11 protein-coding genes are annotated in these 16,291 nt (G+C 65.5%); 6 read left to right on the top strand and 5 right to left on the bottom strand.

Annotation, left to right across the window (positions count from 1 at the left end; genetic code table 11):
• Nucleotides 1–25: 25 nt before the first annotated feature.
• Together AC1ROK_RS12365 and AC1ROK_RS12360 are read right to left on the bottom strand one after the other, a co-directional pair.
• A complete protein-coding gene (locus tag AC1ROK_RS12365) occupies nucleotides 26–688 on the bottom strand; it encodes an outer membrane protein (RefSeq protein WP_492847219.1) in 663 nt (220 codons plus the stop codon).
• 138 nt (nucleotides 689–826) lie between these two features.
• Nucleotides 827–1,570 carry an SDR family oxidoreductase gene (locus AC1ROK_RS12360; RefSeq protein WP_492847218.1) on the bottom strand — a complete coding sequence of 248 codons (744 nt, stop codon included), beginning with the start codon at nucleotides 1,568–1,570 and terminating at the stop codon, nucleotides 827–829.
• 128 nt (nucleotides 1,571–1,698) lie between these two features.
• Here AC1ROK_RS12360 and AC1ROK_RS12355 point away from each other — a divergent pair, with 128 nt between their 5' ends.
• From AC1ROK_RS12355 to AC1ROK_RS12340, 4 genes are all read left to right on the top strand, one after another.
• On the top strand, nucleotides 1,699–3,411 hold the full coding sequence (locus tag AC1ROK_RS12355; RefSeq protein ID WP_492847216.1) for a tetratricopeptide repeat-containing sulfotransferase family protein: 1,713 nt from the start codon (nucleotides 1,699–1,701) through the stop codon (nucleotides 3,409–3,411).
• A gap of 304 nt (nucleotides 3,412–3,715) precedes the next feature.
• A complete protein-coding gene (locus tag AC1ROK_RS12350) occupies nucleotides 3,716–5,149 on the top strand; it encodes a hypothetical protein (RefSeq protein WP_492847214.1) in 1,434 nt (477 codons plus the stop codon).
• Nucleotides 5,150–5,373: 224 nt separating this feature from the next.
• Nucleotides 5,374–8,742: an OmpA family protein gene (locus AC1ROK_RS12345; protein ID WP_492847213.1), complete on the top strand. Its 3,369-nt coding sequence runs from the start codon at nucleotides 5,374–5,376 to the stop codon at nucleotides 8,740–8,742.
• A 131-nt stretch (nucleotides 8,743–8,873) separates the two neighbouring features.
• Nucleotides 8,874–10,238, top strand: a complete 1,365-nt coding sequence (locus tag AC1ROK_RS12340; RefSeq protein ID WP_492847210.1) for a helix-hairpin-helix domain-containing protein — start codon at nucleotides 8,874–8,876, stop codon at nucleotides 10,236–10,238.
• 230 nt (nucleotides 10,239–10,468) lie between these two features.
• Here AC1ROK_RS12340 and AC1ROK_RS12335 read toward each other — a convergent pair whose 3' ends face one another.
• Both AC1ROK_RS12335 and AC1ROK_RS12330 read right to left on the bottom strand, forming a co-directional pair.
• Entirely contained in the window at nucleotides 10,469–11,413 is a 945-nt protein-coding gene (locus AC1ROK_RS12335) for an alpha/beta fold hydrolase (protein WP_492847208.1), read from the bottom strand.
• Between the two features lie 46 nt (nucleotides 11,414–11,459).
• Nucleotides 11,460–13,568: a lytic transglycosylase domain-containing protein gene (locus AC1ROK_RS12330; RefSeq protein ID WP_492847206.1), complete on the bottom strand. Its 2,109-nt coding sequence runs from the start codon at nucleotides 13,566–13,568 to the stop codon at nucleotides 11,460–11,462.
• A 289-nt stretch (nucleotides 13,569–13,857) separates the two neighbouring features.
• On the opposite strand from AC1ROK_RS12330, the gene dapA reads away from it, so the two are divergent.
• Together dapA and smpB are read left to right on the top strand one after the other, a co-directional pair.
• Nucleotides 13,858–14,739 carry a 4-hydroxy-tetrahydrodipicolinate synthase gene (dapA, locus tag AC1ROK_RS12325; RefSeq protein ID WP_492847204.1) on the top strand — a complete coding sequence of 294 codons (882 nt, stop codon included), beginning with the start codon at nucleotides 13,858–13,860 and terminating at the stop codon, nucleotides 14,737–14,739.
• Between the two features lie 127 nt (nucleotides 14,740–14,866).
• The gene (gene smpB / locus AC1ROK_RS12320) at nucleotides 14,867–15,331 is read left to right on the top strand and encodes an SsrA-binding protein SmpB (RefSeq protein WP_055878984.1); all 465 of its coding nucleotides are present in this window, start codon (nucleotides 14,867–14,869) and stop codon (nucleotides 15,329–15,331) included.
• A gap of 45 nt (nucleotides 15,332–15,376) precedes the next feature.
• On the opposite strand, the gene AC1ROK_RS12315 is transcribed toward smpB, so the two are convergent.
• Entirely contained in the window at nucleotides 15,377–16,249 is an 873-nt protein-coding gene (locus tag AC1ROK_RS12315) for an alpha/beta hydrolase family protein (protein ID WP_492847202.1), read from the bottom strand.
• Nucleotides 16,250–16,291: the final 42 nt, after the last annotated feature.

Below are 16,291 nucleotides of genomic sequence, written 5' to 3'. Positions count from 1 at the left end.
CGCTTCAAAACCCGCTCGGCTGTTATCAGAAGCCGAAGTTGAGGCCGGCCTTCACGGTGTGAAGCTGCATCGACACGTCGACATCTGCGTTGACCGGTGCGCCGAAGCTGTAGGTCTCGGCCCCGAGATCCGTGTAGGCATACTCGCCGAACAGCGAGATGTTGTCTGCAAGGGCGATTTCGACGCCGGCTCCTGCTGTCCAGCCCACATGCGTGTTGCTGACCTGCACCCCTGCCGCATCACCAGTACCGCCGCCATAGGCCACACCGGCCTTCACGTAGGGCAGCACGCCATCGAGCGCGAGACCAATACGCGCGGTAGTCGAACCGAGCCAGTCGACGGTATCGTCAGCGCCGCCACCATCCTCGTCGGAAGCGATGGCCGAGATGCTGAGATCGGTCTGCACGCCGAACACGATGGTATCCGCTTGCACGTTATAGCCCATCTGTACGCCGCCGAGGAACCCGTTGACGGGTTGTTCCTCGTCATCGGGATCGATGATGACGCCGTCCAGAAACATCGTGCCGGAGCCGTACCCGACATGCGCGCCAGCGTAGAAGCCGGACCAATCGACGCTCGAAGCCGCGGCGATAACCGCTGGCTCCTCGACAATGAGGTCGGCGGCTTGGGCCGCGCCGGTAACGGTCGCTACGGCAACGCCAAGCAACAGGATGTGTGCAATCTTCATGCTGAAAACCCCCAACAATATAGTGGAGTCAACATAGGTTGCGTCGGCGAAATCGGTCAAGCGACGATCATACTGCTGCCGTACTTTAGTCACGCGAAGCCAGATCGGCTTCCGGCAGAAGTCATGACGACGCCGATCTTACCCGCGACCGATATACGGCATCGTGGTCGCCATCACCGTCATGAACTGCACATTCGCCTCGAGCGGCAGCCCGCTCATATAGAGAATCGCATCGACCACGTGCTGCACATCGAAAGTCGGTTCCGGCTCCATCGTGCCGTTGGCCTGCAGTGACCCGGTGGTCATCCTGGCGGTCATGTCGGTGGCGGTGTTGCCGATGTCGATCTGCCCGCAGGCGATGCTGAAAGCCCGTCCATCCAGCGAGATCGCCTTGGTCAGCCCGGTGATCGCGTGCTTGGTCGCGGTGTAGGCGGCGGCGCCGGGGCGGGGCACATAGGCCGAGATCGAACCGTTGTTGATGATCCGTCCCCCTTGCGGCGTCTGGTCCCGCATGGCCCGGAACGCTTCGCGCGCCACGTAGAACGCGCCGTTGAGGTTCACGTCCACCATGCCTTGCCAGGTCGCGATATCGGTATCACCGAAGCTCGCCTGCGGGGCGAACCGTCCGGCATTGTTGAACACCACGTCGACGCGACCCAGTTTGGCTTTGAGATCCGTGAAGTAACGGTGCACTGCAGCCGGGTCGGTAACGTCGCAGACGCCGCTATACTGTGCCGAACTCAGCCGCGCCGTTTCCGCCAGCTCCGCCTCGCGCCGCCCCAGAATCGCTACGCGAAACCCCGCCTTGCCCAGCCCGATTGCCGTTGCACGCCCGATACCCGAGGTCGCGCCGGTCACCACCGCCACCTTGCCGTCTGTCATTTTCTGCTTTCCCGCCCTTTGTTGCCGTCATATGGACGAGGACTTGCGGCATAGGCAAGGCAGCCATTAGCAAGAGATACATGTCCCCTTCCCGTCGAGCGCCCAGCAACCAACCGCCAGATGGGACGGTGGAGAAGCTGCTGCGGCGCGGCATGGCATTGCATCAGGCCGGCCGCGGTCAGGAGGCGGCTAGCCTCTACCAGCAGGTGCTGCATCTCAACAGCCGCCACCCGGCAGCCAACCACCTGTTGGGGCTGACGCGGCTGCAGGCGGGAGAGCCGGCGACCGCCATCCGTCACATTGCCGTGGCGCTCACGGCCGAACCCTCCAACCCGCAATATCTGGCCAATATGGGGGTGGCGCTCAACGCCGCCGGTCGCAACGATGAAGCGGTGGAGGTGCTGCAGCGCGCTGTGGCGATCAACCCGGCCTCAGCGGAAACATACTCGAATCTCGGCATGGCCAACCGCGCGCTGGGGCGGTTCCGCGAGGCTGCCGACGCGTATCGGCACGCCACCAAGATTCGGCCGACTGAGGCCGCCTTTCACTTCAGACTGGCCAGTGTGCTGCGCCACGAAGGAGACCACGTCGCGGCGGAGGCGTCTTACCGCAAGACGATCGAACTGCGCCCCAACTATGCCGAGGCCTATGACCGGCTCGCCTTCATGCTGATCGACCAAGGGCGCGCAGTGGAGGCGCTGGAGTTGCTCGACAGGGGACTGGCTGTCCTTCCCGAGGCGGCTGCCCTCCATCTGCAGCGCGCGCGCGCGCTGCGTGCGAGTGGGCAACTGGAGCAGGCGATCGCCGGGTTCGATCGCACCCTCGCGCTGCAGCCGACCCTCGGCGAGGCGCACCTGCAGCGCGCTACTACCCTGCGCCACCGGCAGCGCGATAGCGCCGTGGCGGCGATGGAGCAGGTGTTCCGATCAGAGGATCACGACGCCCTGGACCGCATCTATGCCGGCTTCGGGCTCGGCAAGGCGCTGGCAGACATTGGGGATCACCTCGGTTCGATTGCGGCATTCATCGAAGCAAACCGCATGCAACGACAGCGCGTCGCCTTCTCGCTGAGCGATGAGATTCGCGTGCTGCAGTCGGATGTGGTGCGCTTTCGCGACCTCGATGCGGCGATGCTGAGCAGCGCTTCTTCGGAAGAAAGCCCGATCTTCATCGTCGGCCTGCCTCGGTCGGGGAAGAGCACGCTCGAACTGATCCTTGCCGCGCACCCGGCATTTGCGGGCGCCGGAGAGTTGCCGACCATGGGCAGGCTGGCGCGTGAACTGATCCGGGAGGGGGGGGGGCAACCATTGTCGGCGATTGCCCCCGACCGCTTCGCCGCGCTTGGGCGAACCTATATGGCTGAAGCTCAGCGGCTGGTTCAGGGTGGCAGACGCGTCGTCGACACGATGCCGGCCAACTACCACTATCTGGGCTTCATCCGCCTCGCCCTGCCCAAGGCGCGGATCATTCACTGCGTGCGCCCGCCCGCCGAGCATCGCGTCGCCATATTTGAGAAGTTCCTCACCGGCGCCGGGTTCGAATACTCGAACGATCTCGGCGAGTTGCGGGGCTATCACGCAGCCTATCTGCAAATGATGGGCGATTGGCATGCGCGCTTCCCGGGCTTCATCCACGATCTCGACGTTGGCGCCCTGCTGTCGGATCGTCGGGCGCTGATGGAGAGCCTGCTGCAGTTCTGCGACGCCGGCTGGGACGATGCGTGCCTGGCATCGGTGCAGTCGGAACCGCAGCAGGATGACTGGTCGAGCGACGAGCGCGCCGTCAATCATTTGGCCCACATGGCCGCCTGGCAACGGCTTCATCCGGAGCTCTGGACCTGAGTCCGGCGGAGCGGATGCCCCAGTTGGCGTCGATTCCGGCAGGCCCGGCTGCAAGTGTTAACGGCCCGTTTCCAAACCTGTGCCGAATTTGCAACAGCCAGTCTGCAACCACCTTGGCGCTGCCCCAATTCGGCCATTCTGCGATTGCGCCTCCCGAACTCCTGCGTAGAGTGGGTCTTGCGAATCCATGCATGGGATCGTTTGTCGGTCGCAAACGCGACGGCAACACACACAAAAGTGTGGTCGCGTTTCGACAAGCCGCCGGGCAACTGGCAAAACGAATGACTGACTTTGGAGGTCAATAATGAAAATCAGGAGCCTTCTTCTGGGTTCTGTGGCGGCAGCGGGTCTCTCGACCGGCGGCGCTTTCGCGGCCGATCTCGGCGTGCTGACGTCGCTCGACGTTTGCGACGCTCTGGGCCTGTCGGGTCTGACGATCTCGTCCGACACCAACTGCCTGCAGATCACCGGCGAAGTGAAGTACAAGTTCGTCTGGGGCGACTACAAGGATCTCTCGTCGGAAGCGGATCTGTTCCACGTTGCGACTCCGGCCGACGGTGGTCTGAAATGGATCGGTGGCGGTGACGGCGGCAACGGCCCCGACAGCAACCTCGACTGGCAGTCGCGCTTTGACGCCTGGATCAAGTTCGTTGCGACCGCCGACTCCGATTTCGGTCCGGCCAAGGCGGTTCTGAAGCTGAAGCAGGTGACCGACGCTCGCGTCGACAACGAGGGTGCCCGTTACTACGGCGGTTCCACCACCGGCGACGAGGGTACTGTCATCGTCGATGGCGTCACGTACGCCGTTAATGGTCCTGGCTCGGTCGTCCTCGACGAAGCATACGTCTCGATCGGCGACTCCACCGTGATCATGGCGGGCAAGAAGGGCTCGATCATGAACAAGGCTGATGACGAGCCGCTGACGTGGCTCAACCTGTTCAACGCGGAAGACGTTGACAATGGCGTCAGCTGGGGCCCGCTCGCGGGTACCGATGGTCTCGATGACGGTGGCATGGTCATCCAGGTCACCTCTGACCTCGGCAATGGCTTCACCATTAGTGCCGGTCTCGAGAAGCTCGACAACCAGCAGCAGCCGCTCGAGGGTGCTGGTACCGCTGTTGGCGTGATCGCCTACGCTGGTGAAGGCATCTCGGCTCACATCACCGGCGCCGCAGCTGGCGTGCTGGATGGCGAAGTTGAGGCTTGGGGCGTCCACGCCGGCTTTGCCGGCACGTTCGACAACTTCAAGGTCGTGCTGGCTGGTGCCTTTGGCCATGATGAAGTTGGCCCGACCAACGACTACTGGAACGTTCTGGCTTCCGCTTCGGCGACCTTCGACATGTTCACCATTGCTGGTGCTGTCGAGGCCGTTGATCAGGATGGTACGACCGACTTCGGTGCCTCGGGCTCTGTTAGCTTCGCAGTCACTGAGGGTGTTACGCTGAACGTCGGTGGTCGCTGGTACCAGGCGAACATCACCCCGGTCGTTGCCGACCAGGGCGACAGCTTCCAGGTTGCGGCTGGCGTTTCGGCTGCTGTTACCGAGTCGATCACCGTCACTGGCGAAGTCGGCTACGTGCAGAACCCGTCTGACGAGCTGTTCTACGGTTCGGCCAAGCTGGCTTGGGCTCCGGGCGGTGGTTACACCTCCTCGATCAAGGGCACTGTTACCTCCGAGACGCTCGGTGCGGACATGGGCTACAAGATCGAGACCGAGTTCAAGAAGACCTTCGAGTAAGCCTTACGGCCCAATCGGATTGGAAAGGCCCGGCATCAGCCGGGCCTTTCTGTTTGTGCGGGGTATTCACAGAGTTGTCAGGCTTCGTTCATTTGGCCGCATTTATCGGTTCATGCTGACATTGTGGAATTGTCAGTGGCGTTGACGCACTTCTCCGATTCAGTGTTTGGCGCTATGGCTCGTCGTCGGCATGGCGTCGGCGGATTTCTTGTTTCGGGGGCGGCATGAGCGGCATCTTCCTGCGCTGGGGTGTACCAGCCTTCGTCACGGTCATCGGCGGCACGGTCGCCGCCGTGGCGACGAGCGGAAGCGCCATCCCGCCGGATCTCGCGAGCCGCACCAGTGCCGTCATCGCCGGTCCGGAGTTCGAGTGGGCAAAGCTCAGTTTCGACATGCGCGATGCCACCATCACCGGCACCGCGACCACCCAGGCGATGATCGACGAGGCTGTTGCGAAAGTTGCCGCTGTGCACGGCGTTCGCAGCGTCACCTCGAAAGTGGTGCTCGCCGAATATGTCAGCCCATTCCCGTTCATCGCGACGGTCGACGGCGGCGTGCTCACCCTCTCCGGCGGCCTGCCGGACGAGGCGGCGCGAGCCGAGATCCTTGCGGTGGCCGGGCAGGGGGTGCGCGACGAGACGCGATTGATGTCGGGCGCCCCGAACCGGGCCAACTGGGTTGCCGCGGTGACCTACGCTCTCGGCTATGCCACGCAGCTCGATGAGGGCGAAGTCGCGCTCGCCGATCTCAATCTCACCATCTCAGGTCGAGCCAAGTCGCCCGAGGCATATGCCGCGCTCGCTGCAGCTGAGGCAGCGAAGGCGCCGACCGCCGTCAACCTCGCCTACCGCGAGGTGCAGCCGGCGCTGGCCTCGCCGTTCGAATGGCGCGCCGAGTATGACGGGCAGAAGCTGACCCTGTCCGGCGCCACGCCGAGCGAGGCGCTGGTCGGCGAACTGGAGGCGTTGGCGCCCGCCGGAACGAGCGTTTCCACCAGCCTGTTGCTTGCCTCCGGTGCGCCCGTCGAGTTCGCTGCCTCGGCGAAGTTGCTGCTGCAAAATCTCCTGAAACTGGAAAGCGGTAGCGCAACGATCTCGGGCAACACTTCAACGCTGGCCGGCTCTCCGGCCGATGCCGCGGCGGCCGAATCCGTCCGTGTCGCCATGACCCCGTCGGGCGCCGCGGTGACGCTCGGACCGCCGCATATCGGCGAGTACTGGCTGAGCGCCGAGCGCGGCGCGAACGGTATCGCGTTGGACGGTTTCGTGCCCGACGCGGCCCTGCGGGATCGCCTCGAGGCGCTCGACAATGTCGACGCTGCCGGGCTCGAGCTCGGCCGCGGCGCGCCGGAGCGGTTCGAGTCTGCCATCGATTTCGTGCTCGAGACGCTGCGCCGGATGAGCGAGGGACACGCCACCATCCAGGGGACAGTGATCACCGTCGAGGGCCGGGCCGCCACCGTCGCGGACTTCGAGGCAATCGAGACGCGGCTGGAACTGGGCGCGCCGCAAGGCCTGATCCTCGCCAACACCACGGTGAAGCCGCCTTTGGCGACGCCCTTCACCTTTGCTGCTGAAAAGAACGCCGCCGGGCAGTTCGCGCTGTCGGGCTACGTGCCGAGCGCGGCCGTGCGCAAGGCCCTTGCGGCGGGCCTGCAGCCTGCCGCGACCGATACGACCGTCATCGCCGACGGCAACCCGGCCGACTTCGAGGCCGCAGCGCTGAAGGCGCTCGGCGTGCTGCAGCTGCTCGATAGCGGCAAGATCAATTATGACGGTGCCAGCTGGAGCCTCAGCGGTGCCGTCGACACGCCGCAGGAGGCGTTTGCCGCTGAATCCGCTTTCGCCGCCACCGGTTTGCGGACCGCGGGCTGGACTTATGCCGTCATCCTGCCCGGCGCCGTCAAAACGGCGGCGCTGCCGGTTGTTGATCCCTATGTCTGGCGGGCGCAGAAGTCGGCCGATGGCAGCATCGCGTTCACCGGCTTCGTGCCGACCGAGCAACTGAAGCGCTACCTCGCTGGTCATGCCGGCGCCAAGGTGGTCGACGGAACGGCGCTGGGCGGAGGGGCCCCCGAGGGGTTCATCCCGGCGGCGATCGGCGGCCTCGATGCCCTGTTGGCGCTCGACGAGGGCACGCTGGCGCTGTCGGCCGGCAACTGGTCGCTGACCGGTAAGCTGCCGACCACCGCGGGCCGCTACGAGGTCGAAACGGCCCTGCGCGCGGCAACCGACACCTCGGCCTGGCACGTGGCACTTCAGGCGGCCGACGCGGCGCCGGTGGTGACGCCGTTCGTCTGGTCGGCGGTGAAGGCGGCCGACGGCAGCTTCACGTTCTCCGGCTACGTGCCGACCGAGCAGGTCCGCCGCTTTGCGGCCGTTCGTGCCGGCAAGGTCAGCAGCGACACCACGTTGGTCGGGTCGGGCGAGCCGCAAGGCTTCATTGCCGACTCGCTGGCCGGCCTCGACGCATTGCTCAAGCTCGAGAGCGGCGAGGTGATGTACGACGGCAAATCCTGGTCGATTTCCGGCCAGCCGCTCTCCCCAGCCGACGCCGACGCCGCGCGGGCAGCTCTCGCGACGGCGGCCGATGGTGGGGCCGGGTGGACAGAAGCTCTGGCCGAACCCACACAACCAGCGCCCGCGCCCGAACCGGCTCCCGTCGCACCGCAACCTGCCGACCCGGCCGCCGCCGAGGTCCCAGCAGCGCCGGTGGAACCGGCGCCAGTTGAGCCTGAACTCGCGACTGCTGTGGCGGAGCCCGCCGTCGAGCCGTCCCCGGCGGTCGAGGTTGCGCCCACCGAGCAGAACGTTGCAGCGGTCGAACCCGAGCCAACGGTCGAGCCGCAGCCGGTGGTGGAACCCGCAACGCCGGTAGTCCGCAACTACCTGTTCGAAGCCAGCAAGCCGCTCGGCGGGCCGATCACCTTCTCGGGCGCTGTGCCGGCGGAACCGATGCGACGGCACCTTGCTGTCATCGCCGGCAATGACTCGTCAGAGGCGCTGACCATCAGCTCCGACCTGCCGGGTGACTTTGTCACCAATGCCGATGCCGGCAGCCGTGCGCTGGCTTTGCTGGCCGATGGCGAGTTCGGGCTCGATGGCGACCGCTGGGTGTTCTCCGGCCGGGCCGAAACCGAGGAGGCCAGGCAGACGGCGCTCACCGCGCTGGCGGCGGTTCCGACGCTTGATCACTGGGAGACCAGTGTGACGTTGCTGCCGCCGCTGGATGTCTGCCGCGACAAGGTGACGGCGTTTGCGGCCCGCAACGCCATCGTGTTTCAGTCAGGTAGCGCCCGGATCGCCGAGGAATCGGTTCCGGCGATCGACGAGCTGGCCGGCTATCTGGCGCTTTGCCCTGAGGCGACGGTCAACGTCGAAGGACACACCGACGCCGACGGCGAGGATGAGGCCAACCTGGCCCTGTCGGTGTCGCGCGCCGAGGCTGTCGTGGATGCGCTGATCCTGCGCGGCATCGGGCCGGAGCGACTCTATGCCATCGGTTACGGCGAGAGCCTGCCGGTCGCCAGCAACGAGACGCGCGCCGGCAAGCAGGCCAACCGCCGGATCGTCTTTACCCTCGCGGACGAGTAACGAACGCATATGACCCTGGATTCTCTCATCTATCTGCTCGAGGTCTACTGGCCGTTCGTCATGGTGGCGGGAGCAATCGGTCTCGTCACCGGGTGGCTTTCCGTTCGCGTTCGGAAGGGTTGAGGTCTCAGATGCTGAACCCCGCCCACATTCTCGAAATCGCCCTTCTGTTGCTGGTGGCGTTCCTGTTTGGCGCAGTCATCGGCTCGCTCGCGCGACTGGCTGTCTCTCGGTTGGCGCCGTCCAGGGCAGTTGCCCCGACCGCGGTCATGACGGCCACAGCCGCCGCTGATCTACCCAAGCTGGAGGATGCGCCGGCGCTGGTGGCCGCTCCGGTGATTGGCGAAGTGACCAAGACGCCAACGCCCACGGCTCCCGCCGACGTTCCGGCGCCCGATTTCACCGAGGCGTTGTTGGCGCTGGCCGGCGACAAGCCGGGCAGCCTTGCGAGCAAGATCCGGATGCCGAGCATCGCGCCGCTGCCGGCCGTTGCTGTGACCAAGCCGGCCGAGGCGATTGGGCCTGCTCGAGTGGCGGGCGAGACCACTTCCGGTCGCGCCGTGGCGCATCCGCGTACCACAGTCCAGCCCGCCCGCGTCATCCCGGTAGCAGGGGCGAGCGCCGAGGTCATTCCATTCCCGCTCGAGCGGGTTGCAGTGGAGGCTTCCGAGCCAACGGTCGTCGTTGCCGCCCCCCCAATGCCGGCGGCTGAACCAGCCGTTGCCGTCGTGGCAGAGCAGCTGGCGCCGGAACCCGAAGTAATGACCGAGCCGGTCGTCGAGTTGGAAGTCGCTCCTTCCGTCGAAGCAGAAGTGCAGCTCGATGTTGCGGCAGCCATCGAAACAGAGGCCGGTGCATCCCTGGAGCTGCCCGCCGCAGTCGCCGCGGCGAATATTGACGCGGCAGACGTGTCCATCGAGGAGACGCCCGCCACGACTGCCGAGATCGCTCAGCCCGACATATCGTCGCCACAGGAGCCGGTGGCCGCCGCACCGGAACCGGTCACCCCCGCCGCGCCCGAGACCAGCGCCGAAGACGATGAGGCCGCTGCCATGCGGGCCATCGAGGGCAACTGGTCGCCGCGTCGCGCTGCGTCGCCACGGACCCGCAGGGCAGACCTGCCGGAAGTTTCAGCCGAGACCGCCGTCGCCGCGTCGGCTGCCGCTATCGGGACCGAAACAGAGGCCGCCAACCTGGCGGCGACAACCGAGCCTGCAGTGGCTCCCGGCAGACCCCAGGGCATTCCGGCGCCGCGCCTGGGCGTGAAGGATGACCTCACGCATGTCATCGGCATCCTGCCGATCATCGAGACGGCACTGAACAACCTCGGTCTCTACCATTTCGACCAGGTCGCCGAGCTCACCGATGAGAACGCCGGCTGGATCGAGAACCATCTCGGCATTCCCCAGCGGATCGGGCGCGAGCACTGGCGGGAGCAGGCGCGAGAACTTGCACTGGCAATGGCCGGGACGAAGAAGGCGGCGGGCCAGCAGTAGAGCACAGCTTCGATCTGGCAGCGCTGAGATAGCCGTTGGGCTGGACCATTGACTACCCACCGGCTGTCATCCCAGCGAAAGCGGACCCAAGCCTCAGCCTGCGCCAGCCGAGAGTTGGGTCCCTGCTTCCGCAGGGATGACATCGAGGGTGGGCAACGCATCGGTGACCTGGGCTGCTTCAGAGTCGAACGCATCGCTACGACGGCTCGGCTCAGACCCATACTCACCACTCAGGCTGCTTTGGCGCGCCGCTTGACCAGCCTTCGCACGAACTCGGCGATCGGGCCGACATCTTCGGGAGTGTTGAGCAGGGCAGGGGATCCCGAGCCCTCGATCACATAACCCTCGGCGTCACGGCGTCGCCGCAGCATCTCCTCGAACGTCTCCCGCCGCACCTGTTCCGTGAGTTGCGTGCGCATCAGCAGCAGCGGCGCACTGGCGAGCGCATCATAGAGCTGCCACTGCGGCACCAGGATATCGTCGTGCTCGAAGGCCTCGAGCAGGCCGGTCAGGTGCGGATCGAACAAGGCGCGGACCCGATTGCGCTTGTCGAGAAAGTGGGTGCGGGCCGCCAGCACATCGAGCAGGCCCTCGGTGGCCGCCGGATAGTCCGGCGCCAGCATGCGCCGTGCCATGGTGCGGAAGCCTGCTTCGGAGCGGTTTCCCTCGAGATCCCTGAGGTTGTTGCGCAGGCGGACCAGGCCGCGCGGATCGGAGACCGGGCCGGCATCGATGAGCACCGCGCCGGTCACCAGGTTCGGTCGCTCGGCAGCCAAGGCCATCACCACCTGGCCGCCATAGCCCTGGCCGACGAAAATGCCGCCATCGACCGCCAGCGCCGCCAGCACCTGGATCAGCTCCAGCGCATCGACCGTCGAGATGTAGCGCGATTTGTCGGTGCGATCAGTCGAACGACCGCGGCCTTTGAGGTCGACGAGGACGATCGGCCAGTCGTCGCCGTAGACGCGGTGGAAGTGGTTCGCGAAGTCGGCGTAATCCGACATGTTGCGCTGGTAGCCGGGCACGCAGACCAGAGGAATGCGCCCAACGGCCAGCCGACCGGAGACGTGGACCGCGATCTGTTCGTCCGCCAGCCCGACAATGTAGCGCGTCACTGGCAGCGCAGCGAAACTGCGATGATCGTCGGGCGAGGTACGCGGGCGGGAGAACATCATCGAGCAATAGCAGAGTTTGCGGCCGTCCCAACTATCGGCCCGCGGACTATCCCGGGATCTTTCTAAGCGCCTCGTCGATGCTCAGGTCGTCCTTGCCGAGCCGGGCTCGGTAGACGAGATAGTTGCCGAGCACGCGCTTCACATAGGTCCGCGTCTCCTGGACGGGGATCAGTTCGACCCAGACGACCGGGTCGATGGCGTCCGAACGCGGGTCACCGAAGGTATTCACCCACTTGCGGGCGTTGCCGGCGCCGGCATTGTAGGCGGCGGCGGCCAGCAGCAGCGAGCCATCGAAGCGTTCGAGCTGCGCCTTGAGGTAGGTCGAGCCGAGCAGCGCGTTGTACTCGCCGTCGCTGGTCAGCCGGCTGGCCGAGTACTTCACGCCAAGCTTGCCAGCGGTTTCCTTGGCGGTCGCCGGCATCAGCTGCATCAGGCCACGCGCCCCGGCTGACGAGATGGCGTCGACCTGGAAGCGGCTCTCCTGCCGGGTGATGGCATAGATCGCGGCCTGGTCCATCGAGGCCAGCTTGGTGCTGGGCAGACCGTCCTTGGGGAAGTTGAACAGGTCGAGCGGCGTGCCGCGCTTTTCTGCCGTGTCGGCGATGGCGATGGCGAGATGGTGCGCATCGAGCGTCTGGGCGAGCTTGGCCGAGAGCAACAGATCGGCGCCATCGGTAAAGCTCTCGGCAAAGCTGCGGAGCAGCGGGACCGCCAGGTCCTTGTGGCCATTGTCGGCGAGGAGCCGCACGGCGCGCACTGGTTCGCGGCTTTCGAATCCGGCCTCGGCCTGTTTCCAGGCGGGCATGTCGCGCAACTCGGTCGAAGGTTTGCCGAGGGCGGAGCGGGCCAGTTGGCCGTAGTAGATGGTGCCGAACGCCGCAGCCTTGGTGAACGCCTCGGTGGCTCCGGCTTCGTCGCCCAGCGCCTGCCGGGCCCGGCCGAGCCAGTAGTTCGCCTGCGTGACCGAGTCGGGCAGCGTCGAGTGCTTGGTCATCTCCTCGAAATGCGGAGCAGCCGCCTTGGCATCCTTGAGAAACGCCAGCGCGATCCAGCCGGCATGGAAATGCGCCTCGACCAGTCGGCCATCCGGGCCTTCGCGATAGCCATCGGCGGCGCGGTAGGCGCGCTTCACTTCGCCCAGCGCCAGCAATTGGCGGGCGAGGGTGCGGCGCTCGTACCAGAACTCGGCGGCGTCGGGCGGTGTGCCCTTGGCCTTGTCGAGCCAGTTGATGGCGTCGTCCCAAAGTTCGAACTGCCGGGCGCGCTGGGCGCGGCTGAACTGGTAGACCGAGTTGGTGCGCATCGACGGATCGACCGCGTCGAGCAGCTTCCTGGCGTTCTTGGCGTTGCGCGACACTGCGTTGCGGGCCACCGCCAGCGATTTCTGCGCCGGCGTCATGTACTGCATCAACCGTTCGACGCCGGTGGCCCGATCATGCATCATCAGGTGTATGGCGCGGGCCCAGTGCGCATCGCGATCGAGCAGCCCGCCGAGCCGGTCGAGCACCTTGGCCTCGGTGGCCTTGTCGAGAAAGTTCTCGGTCCAGATGGCGCGCGCGATGCGGGCGGCGCGCTCCTTCTGGCCAGCGCCGACATAGGCCTCGGCGAGCGCAATCTGCGCGGCCAAAGTGTTGGGCATGGCGCCGCCGAGCCGTTTGATCAGCGTCGGGCCGTCGGCCTTTTCCTTGGTCAGCGCCTCTTCGAGCCGGGTCTTGAATACGGCGCTGGCAGCAAAATCGGGGGCGTCGGCGATGAACTTCTGCACCGAGGCGGCCGGCACTTCGCCGTTGCCGTAAAAGATCGCGGCCCACTGGATGGCATGGCGTTCGGCGGTGTCGGTAATACCGGTGGCGAGCGCATAGGCGTCCGCCTGCCTGCCGTCGGCGAGCAGTTCGAGCGCGTCCTTGAACTTGGCCGAAGCGGTCTTCGTATCGGCGACCGGTGTCTGGGCCGAGATCGAACCGGTGGTGACGGGGTCGACCAGCGAGGCCTGAACGGCGGGCGTAAGCGGCTGTCGGGCGACGGGCACCACTACATCGGCGGTCGCAGCATCGTTGGCGCGCGAAAACAGGATCGGCAGCGTCGCAGCGCCGAGCACCCCCAGGCCAACAATCCCAGTAGCGATCAGGCGGCGGGCGCCTCTCGCAACAACCATGGTAACCGTCCTGTTGGTCCGCAATAGGAAGTCCAACAAGGTGCCCCCACCCTTGCAGCGTCCTAAGGTTGCACGGCGCGCGTGAACGTTTGGTTAGCCACTCGGTCCTTGTGGGTGTGCGTCACGCCCTCTATCGACAGCTTGCTTGTCGCGCCGCACGAGAAAAACTATGGTGCGCGATTGTGGCCCCCCGATGATCGGGATGTGGCCATGTTCTGGCCACACGGCCCCACCAATCACAGCCGCGACCGCCATGGGGCGGCGCCATACGACGAGGAACTGACCCGAAATGTTGCGAGGTTCGATCACAGCGCTCATCACTCCGTTCGCGAACGGGGCGCTGGATGAGAAAGCCTTCAGCAACTTCGTCGATTGGCAGATCAACGAGGGCTCGCACGGGCTGGTGCCGGTCGGCACCACCGGCGAAAGCCCGACCGTCAGCCATGAAGAGCACCGCCGCGTCATCGAGATCTGCGTCGACGTGACGGCCAGGCGCGTGCCGGTGATCGCCGGCGCCGGCTCGAACTCGACGGCCGAGGCGGTGTCGCTGGCGCGCTTCGCCGAAGAAGTCGGCGCCGACGCCGTGCTGTCCGTCGTGCCCTACTACAACAAGCCGACCCAGGAGGGGATGTTCCAGCACTTCTCCGCCGTGGCGTCGGCAACGGCGCTGCCGATCCTTCTCTATTCCGTCCCGGGCCGCACCGTGGTCGACCTCTCCGTCGATACCATCGTGCGCCTCAAGGAGGCGCATCCGAACATCCTCGGCGTCAAGGATGCGACGGCCAACATGGAGCGGGCCAGTGCGCAGCGAATGCGTCTGGGCGCTGATTTCGTCCTGCTGTCGGGCGAGGACGTGACGGCGCTCGGTTTCAACGCCCACGGCGGCCACGGCTGCATTTCCGTAACCTCCAACGTCGCGCCGCGTCTCAGCGCGCTGTTCCAGAACGCCTGCCAGCAGGGCAACTTCGCCGAAGCGCTGGCCCTGCAGGACAAGCTGTTCCCGCTGCACAAGGCGCTGTTCCTCGAAAACAATCCCGGCGGCGTCAAATACGCGGCCGCGAGGCTCGGGCTCTGCCGCAACGAGTTCCGTCTGCCGGTGGTGCCGGTGTCCAAGGACAACGAGAAGGCCATCGACGCGGCCTTGTCGCATGCGGGCCTGCTGCCCAACTAAGTGAGCGAGTAGCAAATAGGGAGTAGCCAGTAGGGCAAGGAGCCTTGCGTCTCTCTTTTCCGGCTATTCGCTGTTCGCCAACACCTATTCGCTGGAAACCATGGCTAAGACACCCAACAAACCGGCGATGATCGTCACCGGCCCGATCGCGGAGAACCGCCGGGCCCGGTACGATTACGAGATTATCGACACGCTCGAGGCCGGCATCGTTCTGACCGGCACCGAGGTGAAATCGCTGCGCACCGGCAAGGCCCAGATTACCGAGGCCTATGCCTCGCCCGAGCGCGGCGAGCTCTGGCTGATCAACGCGCATATCCCGGAATACCTGCAGGCCAACCGCTTCAACCATGAAGAGAAGCGCCCGCGTAAGCTGTTGGTCAAAAAGAAGGAACTGGCACGCCTCAGCCAGGACGTCGAGCGCGCCGGCAACACGATCGTGCCGATGAAGCTCTACTTCAACGAGCAGGGCCGGGCCAAGCTGCTGATCGGCGTCGGCAAGGGCAAGAAGAGTTTCGACAAGCGCGAAACCGAGCGCAACCGCGACTGGAACCGCGACAAGTCGCGGATCATGAAAGAGGGCGGGCGCGGTTAGGGCCGATTAGCCCGAAACACACGCGCCGCCCTCCATCATTGGGCGCTACTTCAGGGCTTCGCTGAAGAACTTCGCGAACGAGCTTTCCACCAGTGCACTGACCTCGGGCTGGTCGCTGTAAAAGCCGTAACCGTGGTCGGCTTCGGGGACGAGGACGATCGAGGCGGCGGGGTAGGCGGCAACGACTGCTTCGTTCTCGGCCGGCTTGATCACGACGTCCTTGTCGCCATGGACCACCAGCATGGCGCCCTTATAGGCGCTGATGTTCTCGAGCGGCTTGGAAGCCAGCAGTTCGTCGAACCACTGTTTGCTCAGCTTCTGCTGCTGCCCGAACATGGTCGTGTAATCGGCATAGCCCTTGTCGCTGGAAGCCTCGGCATAAAGCCGCTCGTACTCGGCTTCCGATCCGCCCGCGAAGAACAGCAGCAGATCCTTGCCCGGATTGGCTGATGGCGCGAGCAGGCCCATCGCCTTGTACGGATTGCCCTCCGTCTCGCCGATGGTCAGCGCGATGCGGCCGCCCATGCTGTAGCCGAGGATGCCGAGGCGAGCAGGATCGGCCGGGAAGTTCTGAAGCAGGTAGGCGAGGCTGGCGTTCGAGTCCGAGATCATGTTGCTGAGGTAGCCCTCGGTGAACGGTTCCTTGCTGTCGCCGCTGCCGGGGAAATCCATGCGGATGGTGAGGATGCCGGCATCAGCCAGGGCCTTGGCGAGGCGCTCGAAGCCGCCGCCCTCCTGCCGGCCACCGCCGTGGCCGTGATTCATCACCACCGCGGGAAAGGGGCCTTCTCCATCCGGAACGACAACGGTCGCGGGAACGGCACGGGCGCCGTTCATCACGGTGACCTCGCTCACCGTCTCGGCCTGCGCCATCGTCGCGACCACGAGGGCGAACGAAGCGGCGGCCAACATTGTCATTCCGGTCTTGACGACTTGCATAGGCGCTTCCCTTTGAAGGTG

The sequence above is a fragment of the Devosia sp. GW821-FHT12F11 genome (assembly GCF_058806655.1).
The sequence above is the reverse complement of the archived record's forward strand: the minus strand, read 5'-3'. Positions and strand labels throughout refer to the sequence as shown.

What these genes read in the sequence shown, in the direction of transcription:
- dapA (WP_492847204.1), top strand. Translation starts at nt 13,858, where the DNA reads ATGTTGCGAGGTTCGATCACAGCGCTCATCACTCCGTTCGCGAACGGG.
- AC1ROK_RS12335 (WP_492847208.1), bottom strand. Translation starts at nt 11,413, where the DNA reads ATGATGTTCTCCCGCCCGCGTACCTCGCCCGACGATCATCGCAGTTTC.
- AC1ROK_RS12345 (WP_492847213.1), top strand. Translation starts at nt 5,374, where the DNA reads ATGAGCGGCATCTTCCTGCGCTGGGGTGTACCAGCCTTCGTCACGGTC.
- AC1ROK_RS12360 (WP_492847218.1), bottom strand. Translation starts at nt 1,570, where the DNA reads ATGACAGACGGCAAGGTGGCGGTGGTGACCGGCGCGACCTCGGGTATC.
- smpB (WP_055878984.1), top strand. Translation starts at nt 14,867, where the DNA reads ATGATCGTCACCGGCCCGATCGCGGAGAACCGCCGGGCCCGGTACGAT.
- AC1ROK_RS12365 (WP_492847219.1), bottom strand. Translation starts at nt 688, where the DNA reads ATGAAGATTGCACACATCCTGTTGCTTGGCGTTGCCGTAGCGACCGTT.
- AC1ROK_RS12340 (WP_492847210.1), top strand. Translation starts at nt 8,874, where the DNA reads ATGCTGAACCCCGCCCACATTCTCGAAATCGCCCTTCTGTTGCTGGTG.
- AC1ROK_RS12330 (WP_492847206.1), bottom strand. Translation starts at nt 13,568, where the DNA reads ATGGTTGTTGCGAGAGGCGCCCGCCGCCTGATCGCTACTGGGATTGTT.
- AC1ROK_RS12315 (WP_492847202.1), bottom strand. Translation starts at nt 16,249, where the DNA reads ATGACAATGTTGGCCGCCGCTTCGTTCGCCCTCGTGGTCGCGACGATG.
- AC1ROK_RS12350 (WP_492847214.1), top strand. Translation starts at nt 3,716, where the DNA reads ATGAAAATCAGGAGCCTTCTTCTGGGTTCTGTGGCGGCAGCGGGTCTC.